General features: G+C 70.5%; 21 protein-coding genes. 9 read left to right on the top strand and 12 right to left on the bottom strand.

The features are described 5' to 3' along the window. Positions 1 to 40: 40 nt before the first annotated feature. From ACFWFI_RS08630 to ACFWFI_RS08620, 3 genes are all read right to left on the bottom strand, one after another. Complete coding sequence (locus ACFWFI_RS08630; protein ID WP_387387203.1) at positions 41 to 1306, bottom strand: arginine deiminase; 1266 nt, start codon at positions 1304 to 1306, stop codon at positions 41 to 43. Positions 1307 to 1377: 71 nt separating this feature from the next. Continuing rightward, positions 1378 to 2832: a basic amino acid/polyamine antiporter gene (locus tag ACFWFI_RS08625; protein ID WP_387387202.1), complete on the bottom strand. Its 1455-nt coding sequence runs from the start codon at positions 2830 to 2832 to the stop codon at positions 1378 to 1380. Positions 2833 to 2962: 130 nt separating this feature from the next. Then, complete coding sequence (locus ACFWFI_RS08620; protein WP_387387201.1) at positions 2963 to 4990, bottom strand: heavy metal translocating P-type ATPase; 2028 nt, start codon at positions 4988 to 4990, stop codon at positions 2963 to 2965. Positions 4991 to 5087: 97 nt separating this feature from the next. Between ACFWFI_RS08620 and ACFWFI_RS08615 the strand changes: the two genes are divergently transcribed. Both ACFWFI_RS08615 and ACFWFI_RS08610 read left to right on the top strand, forming a co-directional pair. Beyond that, the gene (locus ACFWFI_RS08615; RefSeq protein WP_387387199.1) at positions 5088 to 5474 is read left to right on the top strand and encodes an ArsR/SmtB family transcription factor; all 387 of its coding nucleotides are present in this window, start codon (positions 5088 to 5090) and stop codon (positions 5472 to 5474) included. Between the two features lie 51 nt (positions 5475 to 5525). Next, the gene (locus ACFWFI_RS08610) at positions 5526 to 6533 is read left to right on the top strand and encodes an MsnO8 family LLM class oxidoreductase (protein WP_387387198.1); all 1008 of its coding nucleotides are present in this window, start codon (positions 5526 to 5528) and stop codon (positions 6531 to 6533) included. A gap of 3 nt (positions 6534 to 6536) precedes the next feature. Here ACFWFI_RS08610 and ACFWFI_RS08605 read toward each other — a convergent pair whose 3' ends face one another. The 3 genes from ACFWFI_RS08605 to ACFWFI_RS08595 all read right to left on the bottom strand — a co-directional run bounded on the left by ACFWFI_RS08605 (position 6537) and on the right by ACFWFI_RS08595 (position 8025). Continuing rightward, entirely contained in the window at positions 6537 to 6923 is a 387-nt protein-coding gene (locus tag ACFWFI_RS08605) for a DUF2267 domain-containing protein (protein ID WP_387387217.1), read from the bottom strand. Positions 6924 to 7100: 177 nt separating this feature from the next. Further along, positions 7101 to 7292 carry a DUF6381 family protein gene (locus ACFWFI_RS08600; protein ID WP_387387196.1) on the bottom strand — a complete coding sequence of 64 codons (192 nt, stop codon included), beginning with the start codon at positions 7290 to 7292 and terminating at the stop codon, positions 7101 to 7103. A 112-nt stretch (positions 7293 to 7404) separates the two neighbouring features. Then, the gene (locus ACFWFI_RS08595) at positions 7405 to 8025 is read right to left on the bottom strand and encodes an L-threonylcarbamoyladenylate synthase (protein ID WP_387387195.1); all 621 of its coding nucleotides are present in this window, start codon (positions 8023 to 8025) and stop codon (positions 7405 to 7407) included. Between the two features lie 372 nt (positions 8026 to 8397). Here ACFWFI_RS08595 and ACFWFI_RS08590 point away from each other — a divergent pair, with 372 nt between their 5' ends. Beyond that, positions 8398 to 9378, top strand: a complete 981-nt coding sequence (locus tag ACFWFI_RS08590; protein WP_387387194.1) for a hypothetical protein — start codon at positions 8398 to 8400, stop codon at positions 9376 to 9378. 120 nt (positions 9379 to 9498) lie between these two features. On the opposite strand, the gene ACFWFI_RS08585 is transcribed toward ACFWFI_RS08590, so the two are convergent. Next, entirely contained in the window at positions 9499 to 10860 is a 1362-nt protein-coding gene (locus ACFWFI_RS08585; protein WP_387387192.1) for an FAD-dependent oxidoreductase, read from the bottom strand. 321 nt (positions 10861 to 11181) lie between these two features. Here ACFWFI_RS08585 and ACFWFI_RS08580 point away from each other — a divergent pair, with 321 nt between their 5' ends. Further along, complete coding sequence (locus ACFWFI_RS08580) at positions 11182 to 11625, top strand: nitroreductase family deazaflavin-dependent oxidoreductase (RefSeq protein ID WP_387387190.1); 444 nt, start codon at positions 11182 to 11184, stop codon at positions 11623 to 11625. Positions 11626 to 11793: 168 nt separating this feature from the next. Further along, positions 11794 to 12186, top strand: coding sequence for a VOC family protein (locus tag ACFWFI_RS08575; RefSeq protein ID WP_387387189.1), 393 nt, complete (start codon positions 11794 to 11796; stop codon positions 12184 to 12186). 131 nt (positions 12187 to 12317) lie between these two features. On the opposite strand, the gene ACFWFI_RS08570 is transcribed toward ACFWFI_RS08575, so the two are convergent. The 3 genes from ACFWFI_RS08570 to ACFWFI_RS08560 all read right to left on the bottom strand — a co-directional run bounded on the left by ACFWFI_RS08570 (position 12318) and on the right by ACFWFI_RS08560 (position 15490). After that, entirely contained in the window at positions 12318 to 13247 is a 930-nt protein-coding gene (locus tag ACFWFI_RS08570; protein WP_387387188.1) for a DUF6807 domain-containing protein, read from the bottom strand. Beyond that, positions 13244 to 14425, bottom strand: a complete 1182-nt coding sequence (locus tag ACFWFI_RS08565; RefSeq protein WP_387387186.1) for a Gfo/Idh/MocA family protein — start codon at positions 14423 to 14425, stop codon at positions 13244 to 13246. The genes ACFWFI_RS08570 and ACFWFI_RS08565 overlap by 4 nt, the downstream gene beginning before the upstream one ends. A gap of 90 nt (positions 14426 to 14515) precedes the next feature. Continuing rightward, the gene (locus ACFWFI_RS08560; protein WP_387387184.1) at positions 14516 to 15490 is read right to left on the bottom strand and encodes an acetylxylan esterase; all 975 of its coding nucleotides are present in this window, start codon (positions 15488 to 15490) and stop codon (positions 14516 to 14518) included. A 129-nt stretch (positions 15491 to 15619) separates the two neighbouring features. Here ACFWFI_RS08560 and ACFWFI_RS08555 point away from each other — a divergent pair, with 129 nt between their 5' ends. Further along, entirely contained in the window at positions 15620 to 15895 is a 276-nt protein-coding gene (locus ACFWFI_RS08555) for a DUF2087 domain-containing protein (protein WP_387387182.1), read from the top strand. Between the two features lie 104 nt (positions 15896 to 15999). Here ACFWFI_RS08555 and ACFWFI_RS08550 read toward each other — a convergent pair whose 3' ends face one another. Next, the gene (locus tag ACFWFI_RS08550) at positions 16000 to 16824 is read right to left on the bottom strand and encodes an aldo/keto reductase (protein ID WP_387387180.1); all 825 of its coding nucleotides are present in this window, start codon (positions 16822 to 16824) and stop codon (positions 16000 to 16002) included. Between the two features lie 245 nt (positions 16825 to 17069). On the opposite strand from ACFWFI_RS08550, the gene ACFWFI_RS08545 reads away from it, so the two are divergent. Continuing rightward, a complete protein-coding gene (locus ACFWFI_RS08545) occupies positions 17070 to 18371 on the top strand; it encodes an alpha/beta fold hydrolase (protein WP_387387179.1) in 1302 nt (433 codons plus the stop codon). A 1-nt stretch (position 18372) separates the two neighbouring features. On the opposite strand, the gene ACFWFI_RS08540 is transcribed toward ACFWFI_RS08545, so the two are convergent. Beyond that, the gene (locus tag ACFWFI_RS08540) at positions 18373 to 18945 is read right to left on the bottom strand and encodes a rhodanese-like domain-containing protein (protein ID WP_387387177.1); all 573 of its coding nucleotides are present in this window, start codon (positions 18943 to 18945) and stop codon (positions 18373 to 18375) included. A gap of 210 nt (positions 18946 to 19155) precedes the next feature. Here ACFWFI_RS08540 and ACFWFI_RS08535 point away from each other — a divergent pair, with 210 nt between their 5' ends. Next, positions 19156 to 19887 (top strand): PIG-L deacetylase family protein, encoded by a 732-nt coding sequence (locus ACFWFI_RS08535; RefSeq protein WP_387387175.1) that lies wholly within the window; start codon positions 19156 to 19158, stop codon positions 19885 to 19887. Between the two features lie 141 nt (positions 19888 to 20028). After that, positions 20029 to 20628 (top strand): helix-turn-helix domain-containing protein, encoded by a 600-nt coding sequence (locus tag ACFWFI_RS08530; protein ID WP_387387173.1) that lies wholly within the window; start codon positions 20029 to 20031, stop codon positions 20626 to 20628. Positions 20629 to 20679: the final 51 nt, after the last annotated feature.

The following is a 20679-nucleotide window of genomic DNA, read 5'->3' as shown; positions in this document are numbered from 1 at the left end:
GCGCCGGAGCGGCCGACCGTGCGCAGGGTCGGGGCGGTGCTCAGAAGTCCACCGGCTCGCGGATGAGCGGGCAGGTCATGCAGTGCCCGCCGCCCCGGCCGCGACCCAGCTCCGCACCGACGATCGTGATGACCTCGACTCCCGCCGCGCGCAGCAGATCGTTGGTCTGCGTGTTGCGGTCATAGGTGAAGACGACCCCCGGTTCGAGGGCGACGGCGTTGTTGCCGCTGTCCCACTGCTGGCGCTCGGAGGCGTACACGTCGCCGCCCGTCTCGATCACGCGCAGGGCGGGCAGGCCGAGGCTCCTGGCCACGACGTCGGTGAACGGGCGCGATCCCTCGTCGATGACCTCCACGCCGGGTGAACGGTCGCTGGGGCGGAGGGAGAAGGTGTGGACGGCGTCCATGATCTTCGGGTAGAGGGTGACGATGTCGCGGTCGGCGAAGGTGAAGACGGTGTCCAGATGCATGGCCGCCCTGAGCTTCGGCATGGCGGCGACCACGACGTGTTCGGCGGCTCCCTGGCGGAACAGGGACGCGGCGACCTGGGTGATGGCCTGCCGTGAGGTGCGTTCGCTCATTCCCATGAGGACGACACCGTTGCCGACCGGCATGATGTCACCGCCCTCGAAGGTGGCCTGGCCCCAGTCCAGTTCGGGATCGCCCCACCAGACCTTCGCGCCGGAGAAGTCCGGGTGGAAGCGGTAGACCGCCTTCATCAGCAGCGTCTCGTCGTGGCGTGCGGGCCAGTACAAGGGGTTGAGCGTCACCCCTCCGTACAGCCAGCAGGTGGTGTCGCGGGTGTAGAGGGTGTTCGGCAGCGGCGGCATCAGGTACTCGCGCGCGCCGGTCGACTCGCGGGCGAGGGCGAGATAGCCGGACCGGTACTCCTCGGGCAGGTCGGCGGTGGCCATGCCGCCGATCAGATACTCGGCGAGCCGGCGCGGTTCCAGCGACTCCAGATAGGCACGGGTCGGATCGACGAGTCCCAGGCCGACCTCGTTGGGGGTGATCTTGCGGTCGAGCAGCCACGACCTGGCCGCGGGGTCCGTGAGTGTCGCGGCCAGCAGGTCGTGCAGCTCGACCACCTCGACGCCCGCCTGCTGGAGCTTGCCGACGAAGTCGGCGTGGTCACGCTGTGCGTTGTCCACCCACATCACGTCGTCGAAGAGCAGGTCGTCCGCATTGCTCGGGGTCAGCCGGCGGTGCGCGAGACCCGGTGCGCAGACCAGCACCTTGCGCAGCTTGCCGACCTCGGAATGGACGCCGAGCACGGGGGCCGTGTCCAGGGCGGAGGTGTTCGTCATGTGGGCTGCCTTTCGGTCGGGCCGCGGAGCCCGCTCGTGGAGGGGCCGGGCAGGTGCGGGAGGGGGACCCCTCAGAGACTGATCCACCCCGATGCCAGGGCGATCACGCCGACCACGGCTCCGGCGATCGAGACGGCGCAGATGACGAGTTCGACCGGGGAGAAGACCCGGCGGCCCTGCTCCCTGCGGGCCATCGCGAACAGGATCGTGGCGGGGGCGTAGATGATGAAGGAGACCAGGACGAATTTCAGCCCGGCCGCGAACAGGAGGAAGGCGGTGTAGACGGTCGCCACGACGCTCACGGGGAGGTCGCGCCCGCGGCCCGTCCCCTCGGTCAGTTCGTCGGGGCGCACCATGATCTTGACGGCGAACGCCGCTGCGAGGAGGAACGGGATCAGGGACAGGGCGCTGGTCAGATCGAGGGCGAAGTTGAACGCGTCGTCCGAGAAGAGGGTGATGACCAGGACGACCTGTGACAGCAGGGTCGTCATGAGCAGCGCCGGCACGGGCACGTCGGCGGAGTTGGAGCGGCGCAGGAAACGCGGCATGTCCTCGTCCTGGGCGGCGACGAAGAGGACTTCCGCCGCCATCAGGGTCCAGGCGAGATAGGCGCCGAGGACGGACACGATCAGTCCCACACTCACGAAGACCTGTCCCCAGGTCCCGACCGCCTCTTCCAGGACCGCTGCCATGGAGGGCTGTCGGAGGTCCGCGATCTCGGCCATGGGCATGATGCCGTACGACACGATGGTGACCGACGCGAAGACGGCGAACACACTGAGGAATCCCAGGACGGTGGCTCTCCCGATGTCCTCCCGGCGCTTGGCGTGCCGCGAGTAGACACTGGCGCCCTCCACCCCGAGGAAGACGAACACCGTGGCCAGCATGGTGCCGCGCACCTGGTCGAACAGGGAGCCCGCGTAGTCCGCGCCGCCGAAGTTGTCGGCGAAGATCTTCGTGTCGAGGAAGAACAGGGCGAGGATGACGAAGACGAGGATCGGGACCACCTTGGCCACGGTGACCACCCTGTTGATGGCCGCAGCTTCCTTCACCCCCCGGCGGATGAGGAAGTAGAAGGCCCACAGACCGGCCGTGGACACGATGATGGCCAGTACGGTGTCGCCGTCGCCGAGAGCCGGCCAGACGGCTCCGATCGTCGATGTGATCAGCACCCAGTAGGTCACGTTCCCGACGCAGGCGCTCGCCCAGTAGCCGAAGGCGGAGAAGAAGCCGAGGTACTCGCCGAATCCGGCCTTGGCGTAGGCGTAGACACCGGCGTCGAGATCGGGCCTGCGTACGGCCAGAGTCTGGAACACGAACGCGAGCATCAGCATGCCCGTACCGGCGATCGCCCAGGCGATCAGTGCTCCGGCGACACCCGTTTCCTGCGCGAAGCGTGACGGGAGGGAGAACACCCCGGCGCCCACCATCGAGCCGACCACCATCGTGGTCAGGGTGAGCAGCGTCATCTTGACCGCGGTGGTGGGTCCTTCGGGGACGTCGATTCCGCTTCGGGAGCTGGTCATGAGGTCCCCTCATATGGTGCAGATACGAAGGGGACTTTAGCGGCATATGGTACCTAATGCCCTGCGGGGGCGGTGGTGGCGGGTCGCACGGCTCGGTCGGAGGCGTCTCGCCGCCGTCGGTGACGGGCCCTCAGCCGACGTCCGCAGTGGGTCGGGTGACGGGACCGGAGACGCTCGGATCCTGCCCGGCCGCGCGGCGCCACGCCGATTCGCGCAGCAGCCGGAGGCCGTTGAGGCCCACGATCACGGTGGAGCCCTCGTGTCCCAGGACGCCCAGCGGGAGCGGAAGATGGCCCACGAGGTCCCAGACGACGAGGGCCGAGATGAACGCCCCGGCGACGACCAGGTTCTGCACGACCAGTCGGCGGGTCGCTCGGGACAGGGCCACCACCGTGGGCACGGTGGCCAGTTCGTCGCGGATGATCACGGCGTCCGCGGTCTCCAGGGCGAGATCGGAGCCTGCCCGCCCCATGGCGATCCCGATGTGCGCGGCGGCCAGCGCGGGCGCGTCGTTGACGCCGTCGCCCACGACCAGCACTCTGCGTCCCGCCCGCTCCTGTTCACGAACGGCGGCGGCCTTGTCCTGAGGAAGCAGCCCCGCCCGGACGTCGGTGATGCCCGCCTCGGCCGCCAGCCGGGCGGCGGCGCGTGCGTTGTCGCCGGTCAGCAGCATCGGTGAACCGCCGGTCAGGCGGGCCAGTGAGGCGACGGTCGCCGCGGCGTCGTGCCGGATGCGGTCGGCGATCCCGAGCACTCCGACCGGCAGGCCGTCGCGCATGACGAGAGCCGCGGTGCGCCCGGTCTCCTCCAGCTCGACGGCCGACGCGGCGGCCCGGGCCGCCGGGGGTGTGGCGGTGTCCTGAAGGAGCCGGGCAGGGGAGCCGACCGAGATCCGGTGACCGTCGACGGTGGCCGTGACGCCGGTACCGGGCGCGGAGGCGAACTCCGAGGCCGGGGACAGGCGCAGGCGTCGCTCCTGGGCCGCGTTCACGACGGCTCGGGCCAGCGGGTGCTCGCTGGGGTGCTCGGCGGCTGCGGCCAGGGCGAGCAGTGTGTCGTCGGTCAGCCCGCTGCCGGGCAGGGGATGGATGCCGGTGACACGCGGGGTGCCCTCGGTGAGGGTGCCGGTCTTGTCCAGTGCCACCGCGTCTGCCTGCCCGAGGCGCTCCATGACGACGGCGGACTTCACGAGGACCCCGTGGCGCCCGGCGTTGGCCATGGCGGAGAGCAGGGGCGGCATGGTCGCAAGGACCACGGCGCAGGGGGAGGCCACGATCATGAACGTCATGGCGCGCAGCAGGCTGCCGGTCATGTCGTCGCCGAGGGCGAGGGGAACGAGGAAGACCGCCAGGGTGGCGGCCACCATGCCGAGCGAGTAGCGCTGCTCGACCTTCTCGATGAACAGCTGGGTGGGGGCCTTGGTCCGGGAGGCTTCCTCCGTCATCGCCACGATCCGGGCGATGACCGATTCGGAGGCGTCCCGCTCGACGGCGACCTTCAGTGAGCCCGTACCGTTCAGGGTCCCGGCGAACACCTCGTCCCCGGGGCCCTTCGCCGCGGGCAGCGGTTCGCCGGTGATGGTGGCCTGATCGACCTCGCTCGCCCCGTCGAGCACCCGGCCGTCTGCGCCGACGCGCTCACCCGGCCTGATCCGGATGACATCGCCGACCGCGAGGTCCCCGGTGGCGACGCTCTCCTCGCCGCCGTCGGGGGTGATGCGGGAGGCGGTGGCCGGGGCCAGGTCGAGAAGGCCGCGGACCGCGTCCTGGGTGCGCGCGGTGGCCAGCGCCTCCAGCGCACCGGACGTCGCGAAGATGACGATCAGCAGTGCCCCGTCCATCACCTGGCCGATCGAGGCCGCGCCGAGCGCCGCCACGATCATCAGCAGGTCCACGTCCAGGACCTTCTCCCGGAGCTCCCTCAGCCCCGAAAGGGCCGGCTCCCAGCCTCCGGCCGCGTACACGAGGGCGTACAGCGGGCCCCATGTCCAGCCGGGGGCTCCGGTGAGTTCCAGCGGGAGGGCGAGCAGGAACAGCACCAGGGCCGCGCCCGCCCAGCGGGCCTCCGTCAGTGCGAGGACCCGCGTGCGACGCCGGGGTGCCTTGCCGGTACCCGCGGAAGCGGTGCGCGACGGGGGTGGGACGACGACAGCGGGCATGACGGAACGACCCCTCACGGGCGGCGGGAACGACGACGCCCTCACCGTACAGGAATATATGAACAGGTCTTCATGTGTCATCCGTAGAATGGACGCCATGGGTCACGGACGCGACGAGCAGAGCACCGCAACCACCCGCGAGCGCCTGGACGCCGTGGGGGCAGCGGGTGTCGCCGCGACCCTCCAGGCGCTGGCCACGCCCTCCCGGCTGCGGATTCTGGCGCGTCTTCAGGAGGGCCCCTGCGCGGTCGGTGATCTCGCCGAAGCGGTGGAGATGGAGCCTTCCGCCTGCTCGCACCAACTGCGGCTGCTGCGGAATCTGGGGCTGGTCGCCGGCGAGCGCAAAGGGCGTTCCATCGTGTACGCCCTGTACGACCATCACGTCGCCGAACTCCTCGATCAGGCCCTCTACCACGTCGAGCACCTGCGCCTCGGTCTCCGTGACACGCCCGCCGAGATCGCCGCGGCGGCCTCGGTGCGCTGAACCGCGTGGCGGCACAGGGAATCCCGGCGCATCCGCGGCGTTGAACCAAGCGTGAGCTCTCCCATCGCATCGACCCGGTTCTCCTTCCTCGACCGCTCCCGGACCCGCGAGGGGTACGACGCCCCGCAGGCGCTGCGGGACACCGTCGCCCTGGCAGGCACGGCCGAGGCCCTCGGCTACCACCGCTTCTGGGTGTCCGAGCACCACAGCGTGCCCGGCGTCGCAGGCTCGGCGCCGACGGTGCTGGCCGCCGCCGTCGCGGCCGCGACCTCCACCATCAGGGTGGGAACCGGCGGGGTGATGCTCCCGAACCATCAGCCCTTCGTCGTGGCCGAGCAGTTCGGGGTGCTCGCCTCGCTCTTCCCCGGCCGGATCGACATGGGACTCGGGCGTTCGGTCGGCTTCACCGACGGGATCCGCAGAGCTCTCGGCCGGGACAAGGAAGACGCCGGCGCCTTCGCCGGACAGCTCGCCGAGCTCCTCGGATGGCTGGACGGCACCCAGCAGGCCCACCCCCAGGTACACGCGCGCCCCGCCGAGGGGCTGCTCGTCCCCCCGTACGTCCTGGCGACCGGTGAAGGCGCCGCCATCGCCGCGGCTGCCGGCCTGCCGCTCGTGGTGGGCGACCTCCGCGGCCGCGACAACCTGATACGGGCGGTCGAGGGCTACCGCAGCGGATTCCGCCCCTCCGCGTGGGGCCGGGAGCCCTATGTGATCGTGGCGGGCACCGTCGCGGTCGCCGGCACCGAGGAGGAGGCGCGCCGTCTGCTGGCCCCTGAAGCCTGGTCCATGGCGTACTCGCGCACCCACGGTTCCTTCCCGCCCCTGGCGCCGGCCGAGCGGATCGAGGCGCTGGCCATGACGGAGAAGGAACGGGGGCTGTTCGAGAACGGACTGCGTGGACACCTGGCGGGCACCGAGGAAACGGTGGAGGCCGGACTCGAGCTGGTGATCAAGGAGACCGGAGCGGACGAGGTGCTGGTCACCACGAGCACGTACGACCGCGAGGCGCTGGTGGACTCGATGCGACGGCTCGCGCGGATCGCGGGCCTGGGCTGAATGTCAGCCGCTGGGGTGGCCGAACAAGAGGTCGTACCCCGGGGGAAGTTGAAGCAGAAGGCGTTGGAGCAGATCCTCGCCCGAGGCGTCGGCCACCACGCTGAGCACGGCGCTGGTGTCCCAGGCCGCCGTCTGCTCGTTCGCGCCCTCGATCCAGGCGGAGACGGCGCGCACGAACCGCTCGGAGCTGAGCGGTTCGGCGGCCTGCAGGGGGTTCAGGAGGATGAGCGAGAACGTCTCCGGCAGCCGGGCGGCCAGCTCGTTCCGCTCCTCGCCGACCAGATGCGCCCCGAGCAGTGCCAGAACCACGCGTGACGCCCGCTCCGCCTCCAGGACCGATGGATAGTCGCCACGCTCCTGGACGGCTTCCAGGAACGGCTGCCATCTCATGTACGTCACCGGGGTCCCCTTCGCGGGCGCGAGCGGAGAGCGGGGCGGGGGAGGGGAAGCCCGTACCCCGCCCTCCGCGTATCCACCGCATGTCACCTCATTTCCGGTAGTAACATGTCATCCCGGTGAGGGCAAGTGGAAAGCCGGCCCGCTGCCCCCGGTGTGGAGCCACCCGTTCTACTCCATGGGGTAGATGTCCCCGCTCGCCATACCACTGACCTGCACACTCTGGGATTCGAGCCGGTGCGCTTCGTCCTGCAGGCGTTGGCGTTCCGCAGGGTCGGTGGCCTGCTCGGCGGCCTTCTCGAGGTCCTGGGCCTGGCCGCGCATCCGCTGGAGACGGTCCCGGACGTCTTCTGACTCGCTCATGATCACTCCCTGGCGCTGGGCGGAGCGGACCCCTCCACCGAACCAGGCACCCGGGGGTGCGCGCATCTCGGCGGAGGGGCCGGAATCGCGGAGTGACCGAGCGGGCGGTCTGCTATTCGAACCGGGCCAGGTCGCCGGCTCCCCGGCGCACGACCTCCAGCTCGCCACCGGAGAAGTCGATGACTGTGGTCGGCTCGGTGCCGCAGTCGCCGGAGTCGAGCACGACGTCCACGACGTGGTCGAGACGCTCCTTGATCTCCCAGCCCTGCGTCAGCGGCTCCTCCTCGTCCGGCAGGAGCAGTGTGCTGGACAGGAGCGGCTCACCCAGCTCGGCCAGAAGCGCCTGCGTGACGGTGTGATCCGGGATGCGGACGCCGACGGTCTTCTTCTTGGGGTGCAGCAACTGCCGCGGCACCTCTTTGGTGGCGGGAAGGATGAAGGTGTAACTCCCGGGTGTCGCCGCCTTGATCGCGCGGAAGACGTCGTTGTCGACCTGGACGAACTGGCCGAGCTGCGCGAAGTTCTGGCACACCAGGGTGAAGTGGTGGCGGTCGTCGAGGTTCCGGATCGACCGGATGCGGTCGATTCCGTCGCGACTGCCCAGCTGGCATCCCAGGGCGTAACAGGAATCGGTCGGATACGCGACGAGGGCGCCGGACCGGATGCTCTCGGCCACGTTGGTGATGGTGCGGCGCTGGGGATTTTCGGGGTGCACGTCGAAGTACTTGGCCATCCGCCGAGTCTACGGCCTCGGTCCGGCCGCGTTCCGCTTACGGCGTGCGAGGCGCAGGGCGACGGCGCTCGTCCGTCCCGGAACAGATGACGCCATGAGTTCGCGCGAGCGGTAAGTACCCCTGCGGGGTGGCCGGATGACGCCGTGTGCCGTCCGCGCGGGTGACACCGTCCCGCGGCCCGTCAGGAGTGCTTCGGCCTTCGTCGTGGATCTGCTCCACCCCGTACGAGCGGCACCGGCTCGCCGCGCGCCGGAGGGCGCCTGCGTGCTGCCGCACGGCTCACCCGCCCGGCGATTGCATGATGGTTTCGCCCGGTCGACACTTGAACGTGAAGTTGCTGCTCGGGGGTCAATCGAGGATGTGCGCGCATCATGCCCAGCTCGGACGGCGCCGACCACGGGCGTCAGGACCCGGATGATCACGAGATCGCGATCCCGCAGGACCACGGTCCCGGTGAGAGCCGGTCAGACGTCTTTCTGGACGTCCCCTCTCTCCATGTGGACGAACTGAATCTGGAAGTCGAGGACCTCGAGGCCCACGTCTCCCTGCAGGCGGAGGTGCTGGACCTCCTCAAGCTGAACGTGGGGGCGGACGTGCGCCTCGGCCGCGTCGAACTGGACATCGCGGGTGTGGATGTCCAGGCACAGCTCAGGGTGCGGCTCCACAACATCGCCGCCATCGTCACCCGGCTGCTGGCCACGGTGGACCGCAACCCCCAGATTCTCGAGCAGTTGACCCGTGGTGTGGGCGAGGCGGTCGAGAAGGTCGGGGCCGGCACCAGCAGGGCCGTGGGGCAGCTGGGTGAGGGCACGGGCGCGGCCGTGAGCGACGTCGGGCGAGGTGCCGGGGCGGCCGTCGAGTCCGTCGCTGAGGGCGCGGGCGCAGCGGTGGAGGGTCTCGGCGACGGAGCGGGGGCTGCCGTCGAGGACGTGGGCCGCAGCGGTTCGGACGCGGTGGGCAAAAGCGCCGGAGGCGCTGTCGGCAAGAGTGTCGGGGACGTCGTCGGGAGCACCCAGGACGAGGAGGAGCTCGGCAGCGCGGAGGATGAGCAGGAGTCCGAGCGCCCGCCCGCCCGTCGTCGGAGGCGAGGCGCCGAGCGCGACTCGACGAAACGGAGCAGGACCGGACGCACCGATACTGCGAAGGAGGCGGGATCCGGCAAGAAGCCGGCAGCCAAGGCCACAGCCGTATTGAGAAGGGCTGCCCCTGCCAAGAAGGTCGCACCCAAGAAGGCCGCACCCAAGAAGGGGTCCGCGGCGAAGCCCGCCGCGAAGAAGGCCGGCAGCGTGGCAGGGCGGTCGACCGGCAAGGCGGCCAAGAGCGCGGCAGGCCGCCCTCGGCGCCCGACGTAGCGGGCCCTCGCACGTGAGGGCCCGGACGCGCCGGTCCACTGCTCCGTTCCCCGGACAGCACAGCGCCCCCGGAGCCGTCCGTCGAGGAAAGGGCTCCGGGGGCGCGGGTGTCACCGGCGGTCAGGCTCCGGACGCGTCCAGCATGGCCGTGCGCTCGACCACCTTGACGCGCTCACGGCCCTGCTCGGCGCCGAGCGCCTGCTCGTGGGCGTCCAGGCGGTGCCAGCCCTCCTTGGTGGTGTACCGGACACCGCGCTGCTCCAGGAAGTCGACGACGGCGTCGGGCCCGGGCTGCGTGGGGGTGGGCAGCCGTCCGGCGGCGTGGTCCTCCAGCAGGCAGGCCACCGTCTCGTTGGCGTCGCCCTTCGTGTGCCCGATCAGGCCGATCGGACCGCGCTTGATCCACCCGGTGACGTACACCGAGGGCATCGGCTCGTCACCGGTCAGCACGCGTCCCGCCTCGTGCGGGACGGTGCCGGAGACCACGTCGAAGGGCAGCTTCGGGAGCTCCTCCGAGTAGTAGCCGACCGCGCGGTAGACGCTCTGCACGTCCCAGTCCGTGTGCCGGCCCGTGCCCTTGACGTTGCCCGTGCCGTCCAGCTCCGTGCGCTCGGTGCGCAGGGCGACGATGCGGCCGTCCTCACCGACGACCTCCACCGGGGACTCGAAGAAGTGCAGGAAGAGCTTGTGGGGGCGGTCGCCCACATCCCGGATCGCCCAGTTCTCCAGCGTGGAGGCGACCATGTTGGCCTGCTTGTTCTCCCGGCGGGTGGCGATCGAGCCCTCGTCGTAGTCGATGTCCTCGGGGTTGACGATGACCTCGATGTTCGGCGAGTGGTCCAGCTCGCGCAGTTCCATCGGGCTGAACTTCGCCTGGGCCGGCCCGCGCCGTCCGAAGACGTGCACCTCCAGCGCCTTGTTCGCCTTGAGCCCGTCGTAGACGTTCGCGGGGATCTCGGTCGGGAGCAGCTCGTCCGCCGTCTTGGCGAGGATGCGCGCGACGTCCAGGGCCACGTTGCCGACACCGAGCACGGCGACCTTCTCGGCCTCCAGCGGCCAGGTGCGCGGGACCTCCGGGTGCCCGTCGTACCAGGCGACGAAGTCGGCGGCGCCGTAGGAGCCCTCGAGCTCGATCCCGGGTATGTCGAGCGCGCGGTCGGCGTCGGCGCCAGTGGAGAAGATCACGGCGTCGTAGAAGGACCGCAGGTCGTCCAGGCCGATGTCGTTGGGGTAGTCGACGTTGCCGAACAGCCGAAGCTGCGGCTTGTCCAGGACCTGGTGCAGCGCCTTGACGATGCCCTTGATCCGCGGGTGGTCCGGAGCCACTCCGTACCGGATCAGGCCGAACGGGGCGGGCATGCGCTCGAACAGGTCGATCGAAACGCCCGGCTCCTGGGCGGCCTCGGACTTGAGAAGCGCGTCCGCTGCGTAGATTCCGGCGGGACCGGCTCCGACGATGGCGACGCGGACGGGGCGTGTCATGGAGTGTGTTCCTTAGGGCGGACGAGCACGGGCAGAGTGCAGCGGAGTAAGGCTTGGCTTACTCCGCTGCCCCCACGGTACGTCCTGTGCCCGGGAGCCCCAGGAGCGGGGCGAGAGGATATATCGGAAATATCTGGACGTATGGGCCTGAAGGGTTCGGGTTTCTGTGAGCGGATTGATCCCTGGCCGTCTCACGTCGGTCCAGAGAATGAGACGGTGCTCGGCGGGCAGGCTGTACGCCGGTGTCCCTGCATGCTCCGGGTCCACTGCGGAGCCATGATGGGCACACGACCGCGACACTCCGACGAGAGGACATGTGCCATGCCGATCGAGGGCGAGTACGAGCCGAGCCCGACGACGTGGGTCCGTGAGCAGGTGGAGCTCATCGAGAGCTCCGGCGGAACGAAGGGGACGACGCTGCGCGGCATGCCCGTCATCCTCCTGACGACGCGCGGCGCCAAGAGCGGCAAGCTCCGCAAGACCCCGCTGATGCGGGTCGAGCACGACGGGGAGTACGCGGTGGTGGCCTCGCTCGGCGGCGCCCCCAAGCACCCCGTCTGGTACTACAACGTACAAGCCGACCCAGAGGTGGAGCTGCGGGACGGGACGGTCCGGCAGGACATGGTCGCCCGCGAGGTCTCGGGCGAGGAGAAGGCCCTGTGGTGGGGCCGCGCGGTGGAGGCGTTCCCCGACTACGCCGAATACCAGACCAAGACCGACCGCGAGATCCCGGTCTTCGTCCTCTCCCTGGCCGGGAAGAGCTGAGGCGACAGCCGTGAGCGGATCGGCCGAACCCGGACGGTGTGCCGGGCAGGCCGATCCGGCAGCTGATCCCGAAGGGCTGAATACCGGCTTCAGCGCGGGACGCCGTTCCCCCTTGCCCGGCCCTTCCCGACTCTTTACCTTGACATCAAGACAGAGGGAGGAGCGGATGTGGCTCAGCCGAACTCCGAGTACACCTTCGACGGCCTGCATCATGTGCAACTCGCGATCCCCCCGGGGGCCGAAGCGCTCTGCCGCGAGTTCTGGCGTGACATTCTCGGCATGACCGAGCTGGAGAAGCCGTCAGAGCTGGCAGCACGCGGTGGCTGCTGGTTCCGTGGGGGTGGTCTGGAGATCCACCTGGGCGTCGAGGACGACTTCCGCCCGAGCAGTAAGGCGCACCCGGGCATCCTTGTGAGCTCGTTGGACGTGCTCGCCGAGCGGTTGGACGACAACGGGGTGAGCGTCACCTGGGACGACGCGTTCCCTGGGTACAACCGCTTCTACGTGCTCGACAAGCTGGGCAACCGGCTCGAGTTCCTGGAGCCCGTCCACGATGCCTGATCGCTACGAGTCCGACCCGCGGGAACGAGGGCCTCAGGCCGCGCCCGGCCTGAGCCGTTCGCCACGAGCCCGAGAGCCCCAGGCCCGGCCGGTGCACCTCGGAACCGTGGATCAGGAACAGACCTGAACCGCTACCAGGAGAGTCCGCCGACCGCGGACGCGATGCGGTCGCGGTCCCAGGCGCCGTCGGCGACCAGCACCCGGTATCGACGGGTCAGGGTCGCTCCCGGGTCCAGTACCAGCTCCTCGTGGAAGGCGAACGACGGAGCGACGGCCGCGAAGGGGGAGTTGCGCACGAACCAGTGGGCCGGGTGCGCACCACCCGCGCCGGTGTGGTCGTTCCCGGGGGCGTGGACGAAGACGAGCGTCGCGTGCCCGTCGGCCTCGTCGTGCTCACCGCTGTACGCGAGCCACGGGGCCTGCTGTCCCATGACGTCCGGCCCCTCGGCGTCCGGAGTGATGATCCGCCCGTCCCGGAAGGCGCGCGGCCCGCGCCAGAACAGCCCCGTATACCCCGCGTTCGGGCGGCCGTGCGTCGTCGGGCTGCCGAATCGCAGCGGTTCCGCACGCCGGTTGGTGACCGCCGACGACCAGGTCAGCGCCCAGCTGCCGGTCACCACGTCGATGTCGTGCACCTCGATACGGCGCGTCTCCTCGGCCCAGAGCCCGCCGCTGCGGGGATGCCAGGTCAGCCGCTCCGAGAACCGGACACCGCCGTCGTGCACCGACACATCGTCGAAACCGGCGTGCGCCATGGACCCGACGCGCTCCGGCAGGGCGAGATATCCCTCGCCGTGCACATAGCTGTTGCCGCCCCACAGATTCGCGCCCGACAGATGTGAGGCGGTCATCTGCAGACCCTTGTGCCAGCGGTGATCGTTGGGCCGGTACCCGGTCACCACCTGGCCGGACAGCGTCCGCAGGGGATGGATGTACGGCTTGGGGGCCTCCCAAGCCTCCTCGGCCCGGTAGACGTAGCGCAGCAGTTCCACCCCGCTTCCCGTCGCCGTGACGGACAGGTGGTCTCCGTGCCGGTGGTCGAGTTCCACTTCCTTCGTCATGCCACGACCTCCGCGGACCGGTCCGGGCGCTCCGGCGCCCAGCCGGGGGCGTCGCCGTGCAGCGCGCCGTAATAGGGATCGCCCGGGCCGATCTCGCCCGCCCGTACGGTGGCCCCGGTGAAGGCCGCCTTGTAGAGCGCCGCGACGAGCTCGAGGCTCTTGCGGCCGTCCGCGCCGCTGCTCCGCGGTCTGCGGCCGGCCCGCAGGTCCTCAAGTAGGCCCTTGAGCTGCGCCTCGTGCGAGCTGGGCACATCGGCTCCGAAGTCGCGCCAGACGTCCGCCTCTTCGGAGGTCACTCCAGGGGCCGGTGTGATCCGCCAGTCCGCGTTGCGGTACCCGTACAGATGGGTGAGCTCGACCGTTGCCCGTTCGCAGTCGATCCGGATACGGCTGACCTCGTCCGGGCTGAGCACGCTGTTGACGACGGTGGCCATCGCGCCGTTCTCGAAGCGGATGAGCGCGGTGGAGACATCCTCCGTCTCCACGTCGTGCACCAGTCGCCCCGCCATCGCGCGGATCTCCGCCCACGGGCCCAGGAGGTCGAGCAGCAGATCCATCTGGTGGATGCCGTGCCCCATCGCGGGCCCGCCGCCCTCGCTGCTCCAACTTCCCCGCCAGGGGGCGGAGTAGTAGGCCTCGTCCCTGTACCAGGTGGTCTGGCAGTGCGCCACCAGCGGTCGGCCCAGGGCCTGTTCGGCGAGCAGTTCCCGGACGTGCCCGGCGCCCGAGCCGAAGCGGTGCTGGAACACGATCGCCGCGTACGGGCCGTCACCTGCGGTGCCCTCCGCCGCCTCGATCGCGTCGAAGTCCTCCAGTGAGGGGCAGGGCGGCTTCTCGCACCACACCCACGCCCCGGCGCGCAGCGCGGCGACGGTCTGGTCGCGGTGGAACCGGGGCGGGGTGGCGAGGGTGACCAGGTCCGGACGCTGCTCGGCGAGCATCCGGTCGAGGTCGGTGTACGGGTGGGCGATGCCCGCGTCGGTGCAGAACGCCTCGACCGAGGACGCGTCGACATCGACCGCGGCGACGATCTCCAACGGCTGCCCGGCGCCGAGTGCGGTCAGCGCGGGCAGATGACTGCCACGTGCGATCGCACCCGTGCCGACGATCGCGACCCGCACCGGCTCCCGGTGCGAAGGATTGCTGGTCGTGACAAACACCCCTTCAGGTGGAGACATGGGCGCCCACCGGACAGCAAGCGCTTTCTCTCCGGGAAACCTAGGCTCCGCGCGCGAGGCGGGTCAAGGGGTCCGGGCCGCGCGCCGCTGTCAGGCCTTCAGCAGTCGCGGCAGCCGCGTGAGCTGCACCGCGTGCTGGAACGGGCCGCCGCCCTCGTGATCGTTGAAGTCGTACACCTCGATCTCCTTGTCGGCGTGCGCGTAGGCGTTGTACGCGGCGAACACCGTGGACGGCGGGCAGGTCAGGTCCTCCATGGCCACGGAGAACAGTGCGGGTGCCCGCCCCCGGGCGGCGAAGTGGACCCCGTCGAAGTAGGAGAGTGTCCTGTTCGTCTGCTCGGCCCGGCCCCGGTGGGTCTTGAGGTAGTCGCCGATCTCGCGGTACGGCTTGCGGTCGGTCAGCCTGGTCGCCCGGGGGAAGTCGCAGAGGAACGGCACGTCCGGCGCGACGGCCGCCAGGTCGGGCACCAGTCCTCCGACCGCGAGGGCGAGGCCGCCGCCCTGACTCGCACCGATCGCGGCGGTGCGGGACGCGTCGGCCAGCGGGTGGGAGCGGGCCGCTTCCACCGCACGTACCGCGTCCGTGATCACCCTGCGGTAGTAGTACGTGGCCGGGTCCTCGATGCCCTGGGTCATGAATCCCGGCAGCGAGGGGCCGGAGCCCACGGGGTCGGCGGTGTCGCCGGGGGCCCAGCCGCTGCCCTGGCCCCGGGTGTCCATCACGAAGTGGGCCATGCCGGCCGAGGCCCAGAGGAGGTGGGCGTGGGGCAGGCTCCGCCCTCCGCCGTATCCGATGAACTCCACGACCACCGGCAGGGGTTCGGTGGTTCCCGCCGGTATGACGAACCAGCCCTTGACGGGGTGGCCGCCGAAGCCGGCGAACGTCACGTCGTACACGTCGACGGTGACGAGATTGAGGTCGGCGCACAGCTCGAAGCGGGCGTCCAGATCGTGGGTTCTGGCCTCGTCGAGTGTGTCCGACCAGAACGCGTCGAAGTCCTCGGGCTCCACCGACCGGCTGCGGTAGGCGTGCAGTTCATCGAGGGGGAGATCGAACAGGGCCATGTGGGACCGCCTCATGAGTGAGGGTGAATGAATGGTCACACCGTACGACGGTCAGCCCTAACGTCAACAAGCGTTCACCCTGCGGGAAAACGCGTTGCCCGTACGGCCTCCTCCTGCGAGGCTTCCGGCATGTCCGATTCGGAACCCCGCGGCTCGCACCAGGTGGCCGCGCTCTTCTCGGGTGGGCGCCTGACGGCGATCCCCCGGAAGCCCGCCCGCCGCGAGCAGTTGCTGGTGCACCTCGCGCACACGCTCTTCGAGCGCGACCGCGTCTACGCGGAGCGCGAGGTCAACGACGCGCTGCTCACGGTGCACGACGACTGCTCGGCCCTTCGCCGCTATCTCGTGGTCGCGGGTCTGCTCGAGCGGCCCCGGGACGGAAGCAGCTACCGGCGCGGGCGGTAGTCGGCCGGCGCCTGGTGCCTATTCGTGAAACACGGCCGGGCAGGCGCGAGGCACCTGCCCGGATCGGTTCGGCTCATGGCTCGTGAACAAGCCGGTGGGTCGGTTCAGTTGAGGGTGTCGGGGTCCGGGCCCGTGCGCATGCCACGGTCCAGACCCGCGATCGCGTCCATGTCGGCTGCCGAGAGCTCGAAGTCGAAGACGTCGATGTTCTGGCGGATGCGGGCGGGCGTGACCGACTTCGGGATCACGACGTTGCCGAGCTGGAGGTGCCAGCGCAGAACCACCTGGGCCGGGGTCTTCCCGTGACGTCCGGCGAGTGAGACGAGGACGTCGTCGTCCAGCAGCGCGCCCTGCGCCAGCGGGCTCCATGCCTCGGTGGCGATGCCGTACTCCGCGTGCACCGCGCGCAGCTCGCTCTGCTGGAGCCCGGGGTGCAGTTCGATCTGGTTGACCGCCGGGACGAGCGAGCTCTCCTCGCGCAGGCGGCGCAGGTGCGCGGGCTGGAAGTTGGATACGCCTGCGGCCCGGATCCGGCCGTCGGCCAGCAGCTTCTCCAGGGCGCGCCAGGTGTCGGCGTAGAGGTCACGGGCAGGCGTGGGCCAGTGGATGAGGTAGAGGTCCACATGGTCGAGGCCGAGCTTGGCCAGGCTCGCGTCGAAGGCGGCGAGCGTGGCGTCGTATCCCTGGTCCGCGTTCCAGAGCTTCGTGGTGACGAACAGCTCATCGCGGGCGAGCCCGGACTCGGCCAGCGCGCGGCCGACGCCTGCCTCGTTGCCGTAGACGGCGGCGGTGTCGATGGAGCGGTAGCCCGCCTCCAGTGCGGCGGCGACCGCGGCGGTGGTCTCGTCGTCGGGGACCTGGAAGACACCGAAGCCGAGCTGCGGAATCGTGACGCCGTTGTTGAGCGTGACGGTGGGGACCGTGGACATGGTGATGCCTCTCGTGGTGACGGACCGAATCGATCCGCGTACGATGGTTACTGGCGTAGACAATAATTGCACACGCGGGTTAATGACAAACGCCAGTAAATCTGTCCAGCGTCCTCATGCGTCCGCGAGGCTCCTCCTGCGTCCGCACGGTGGAGGCACCGGGGTCGGAGGCGAACGGGCCCGCGACCGGCCGGGTCGCGGCGATGTGCTGAACTGTCCGGGAAGCACCGGATACAGGAGTTCCCTTGAACAGCTATCGCCAGCCCGGCATCGTCCTCACCGACCGACGGTTCACGGTCCCTCTCGACCACGACGATCCGGGCGGCGAGACGATCGAGATCTTCGGCCGCGAAGCCGTGGCGAGCGGGAAGTCCCCTGAGGACCTGCCGTGGCTGGTCTATCTGGAAGGCGGCCCCGGCTTCGGCGCCCGCCGCTTCGTGGGCACGGAGGCCTGGCTGGGGCGGGCGGTGCGGGAGTTCCGTGTGCTGCTCCTGGACCAGCGCGGCACCGGCCTGTCCACCCCTGCCAACCGGCAGACGCTGCCGTTGCGCGGCGGCGCCCGCGAGCAGGCCGACTACCTCGCCCACTTCCGGTCCGACAGCATCGTCCGCGACTGCGAACTGATCCGCCCCAGGCTCACCGGCGGCGCGCCCTGGACGGTCCTGGGGCAGTCCTTCGGCGGCTTCTGCGCCGTCCACTACCTCTCGGCCGCCCCGGAAGGCCTCGAAGCCGTCCTGATCACCGGCGGTCTGCCCTCACTGGACGGGCACGCCGACGACGTCTACCGGGCCGCCTACCCGCGGATCGAGCGGAAGGCCGCCGCCCACTACGCCCGCTACCCGCAGGACGTCGCCCGTGCCCGCGCCATCGCCGCACACCTCGCCGAGCACCGCCCGGACAGCGCCGGGCACACGCTGACACCCGAGGGATTCCAGTCCCTCGGCATCATGCTGGGCTCGGGCAGCGGCAGTCACCAGCTGCACTACCTACTGGAGAACGCGTTCGTCGAGGGCCCGCACGGCACCGAGCTGTCCGATGCCTTCCAGGAGGCCATGCGCACCGCCACCTCGTTCGCCGGCCACCCGCTGTACGCCCTCATGCACGAGGTGATCTACGGCCAGGGCGCACGCCCCACCGACTGGGCCGCCGAACGCGTACGCGCCGAGTTCCCGCAGTTCGATGCCGCCGCCGCCCTGGCCGGCGACGGCCCCGTGCTCTTCACCGGCGAGAGCATCCACCCCTGGCACTTCGACGTCGATCCCGCGCTGCGCCCCCTGCGCGAGACGGCGGAGCTGCTCGCCGCCCGCACCGACTGGCCCGTCCTGTACGACGCCGAGCGGCTCGCGGCCAACGAGGTGCCCGTGGCCGCCGCCGTCTACCACGACGACATGTACGTGGACACCGGCCACGCACTGCGTACCGCGTCGTCGATCCGTGGACTGCGTACATGGGTGACCAGCGAGTACGAGCACGACGGCGTGCGCGCGGGCGGCCCCCGCGTGCTGGACCGGCTGCTCGCCCTCGTGCGGGGGGAGAGCGACCGCTAGGTCAGCCCTGGAGGGCGTCCAGCGTCGCGTCCAGGCCGGCCGCGGACTGCGGCGCGCGGTTGTACGGCAGCTTGGAGAGGGCGGCTGCCATGCCGCAGGTGTTGCTCACGGCGGAGTAGACGAGTCCGGCACCGATGCCGGCCGAGAGCCACCGCGCCGCCGGAAGGCGCCGGCCCGCCACCAGGCCGGCCACCACCAGCGAACCGGCGGCGAGACGCACCTGGCGCTCCATCGGCCAGGTCGCCCGGGCCCCCACCGGGCGGTCCAGTCCGTGCCCGTCACCCTCCCAGGCGGAGGTCCCGCCGGTCAGGGTGGCGGCGTCGATGTCGGCGTCGGCGAGGATCTCGCACGCCCTGGTGGACCGTACGCCGGAGGCGCACACCACCAGCAGCGAGCCACGGGCGGAGGCCGACTTCAGGGCGGGCACCGCCTCGCCGAGCCGGTCGAGCGGGATGTTCAGGGCGCCGGGCACGTGCCCGGAGGCGTACTCGCCGGGTGCCCGCACGTCGATGACGGTGAACTCCTCCAGGCGGGCTGCGGCCTCGGAGGGGGAGAGGGATGCGGGGCTGATCACGAGCGGGGTTCCTTTCGGTCGCCGGAGCGGGGGCGGTCCGGGGTCCTGCTCCCGGCGCCCCGGACGGTAATAATACCCCTGGGGGTATTGCTCTCCGGCTCGGCACGGCTGGTCGTGGGCACGTCCGACCGGAGCAACTCCTTGCTCCCTGCCCCGAACCGCTTACGGAATGCGTGCATCCGTCTCCGTTCGCTGGATAGCCTGCCGGATATGACACAGCAGCTGGAACCCATGCCCACGGACTGGCACCGTGCGCTGGCGGTGGTCGCCCATCCCGACGACCTCGAGTACGGCTGCGCCGCCGCCGTGGCCGGCTGGACCGATGGGGGGCGTGAGGTCACCTACCTCCTGGTGACCCGCGGTGAGGCCGGGATCGACACGATCGCACCTGACGCGTGCGCTCCACTGCGGGAGCGGGAACAACGGGCGAGCGCCGCGGCCGTCGGCGTCGCCTCCGTGGAGTTCCTCGATCATCGGGACGGTGTCATCGAGTACGGCACGGCTCTGCGCCGCGACATCGCCGCCGCGATCCGCCGTCACCGGCCCGAACTGCTCATCACTCTCAACCACCGTGACACCTGGGGCGGCGTCGCCTGGAACACCCCGGATCACCGTGCGGTCGGCCGGGCCACCCTGGACGCCGCGGGCGACGCGGGAAACCGCTGGATCTTCCCCGAACTGGGTGAGCAGGATCTCGAGCCGTGGGACGGGGTGCGCTGGGTCGCCGTGGCGGGCACCGACCGGCCCACCCACGCGGTCGACGCGACACCGGGGTTCGAGCGTTCCGTCCAGTCTCTGATGGCGCACCGCACCTACATCGAGGTGCTGACGGACGAGGATCCGGAGACGTACTGCCGTGCGTTCCTCACCGGTACCACCGAGGCGGCTGCCGAGCGCTTCGGCGGCCGCCCGGCCGTCACCTTCGAAGTCTTCGCCCGCTGACCCGCCCGGTGGCCGGTCCGGGTCTGACGTTGGGCCCGGCATCGGGTCGGGCCGTCCGCCGGGTCTCCGGATGGGGGCGACGCCTCCGGTCGCACAGGTGCCCGATTGACAAACAGGATTGCTGATTCTGCAATGGGCGTCATGAAGGAACAGAATCAGGACGACCCCGAACTCGACGCCGTACTGACCGGGGTCGGTCCGCGGCTGCGACGGCTGCGCAAGGACCGCGGCGTGACGCTGGCGGCGCTCTCCGAGGTCACCGGAATCTCCGTCTCCACCCTGTCCCGCCTCGAATCCGGCGGACGCCGACCCAGCCTGGAGCTGCTGCTCCCCATCGCCAGGGCCCATGAGGTGCCGCTCGATGATCTCGTCGGGGCGCCGCCGGTCAGCGATCCGAGGGTCAAGGCGAAGCCGATCGTGCACGGCGCGAAGACCTCCCTGCCCCTCACCTCCCGGCCGGGAGGTCTCCAGGCGTACAAGGTCATACAGGAGGCCTCCTGCACCGAGGCGCCCGAGCAGCGCACCCACGAGGGATACGAGTGGCTGTACGTGCTCAACGGCCGTCTTCGGCTCAAGCTCGCGGAGCACGACCTGGTCCTGGCCCCCGGTGAGGCCGCCGAGTTCGACACCAGGCTCCCGCACTGGTTCGGCCCCGCGGGCGACGAGCCGGTCGAATTTCTCAGCCTGTTCGGGCCGCAGGGTGAGCGGATGCACGTGAGGGCCAAGCCGAAGCGGTCGTGAACGGGCCGAGTGGGTGGGTGCGAGGTGTTCCCAGAGGGGCAAGCGACCGCT

It is taken from the genome of Streptomyces sp. NPDC060209 (genome assembly GCF_042728155.1).
Classification (GTDB): Bacteria; Actinomycetota; Actinomycetes; order Streptomycetales; family Streptomycetaceae; genus Streptomyces.
The sequence above is the reverse complement of the archived record's forward strand: the minus strand, read 5'-3'. Positions and strand labels throughout refer to the sequence as shown.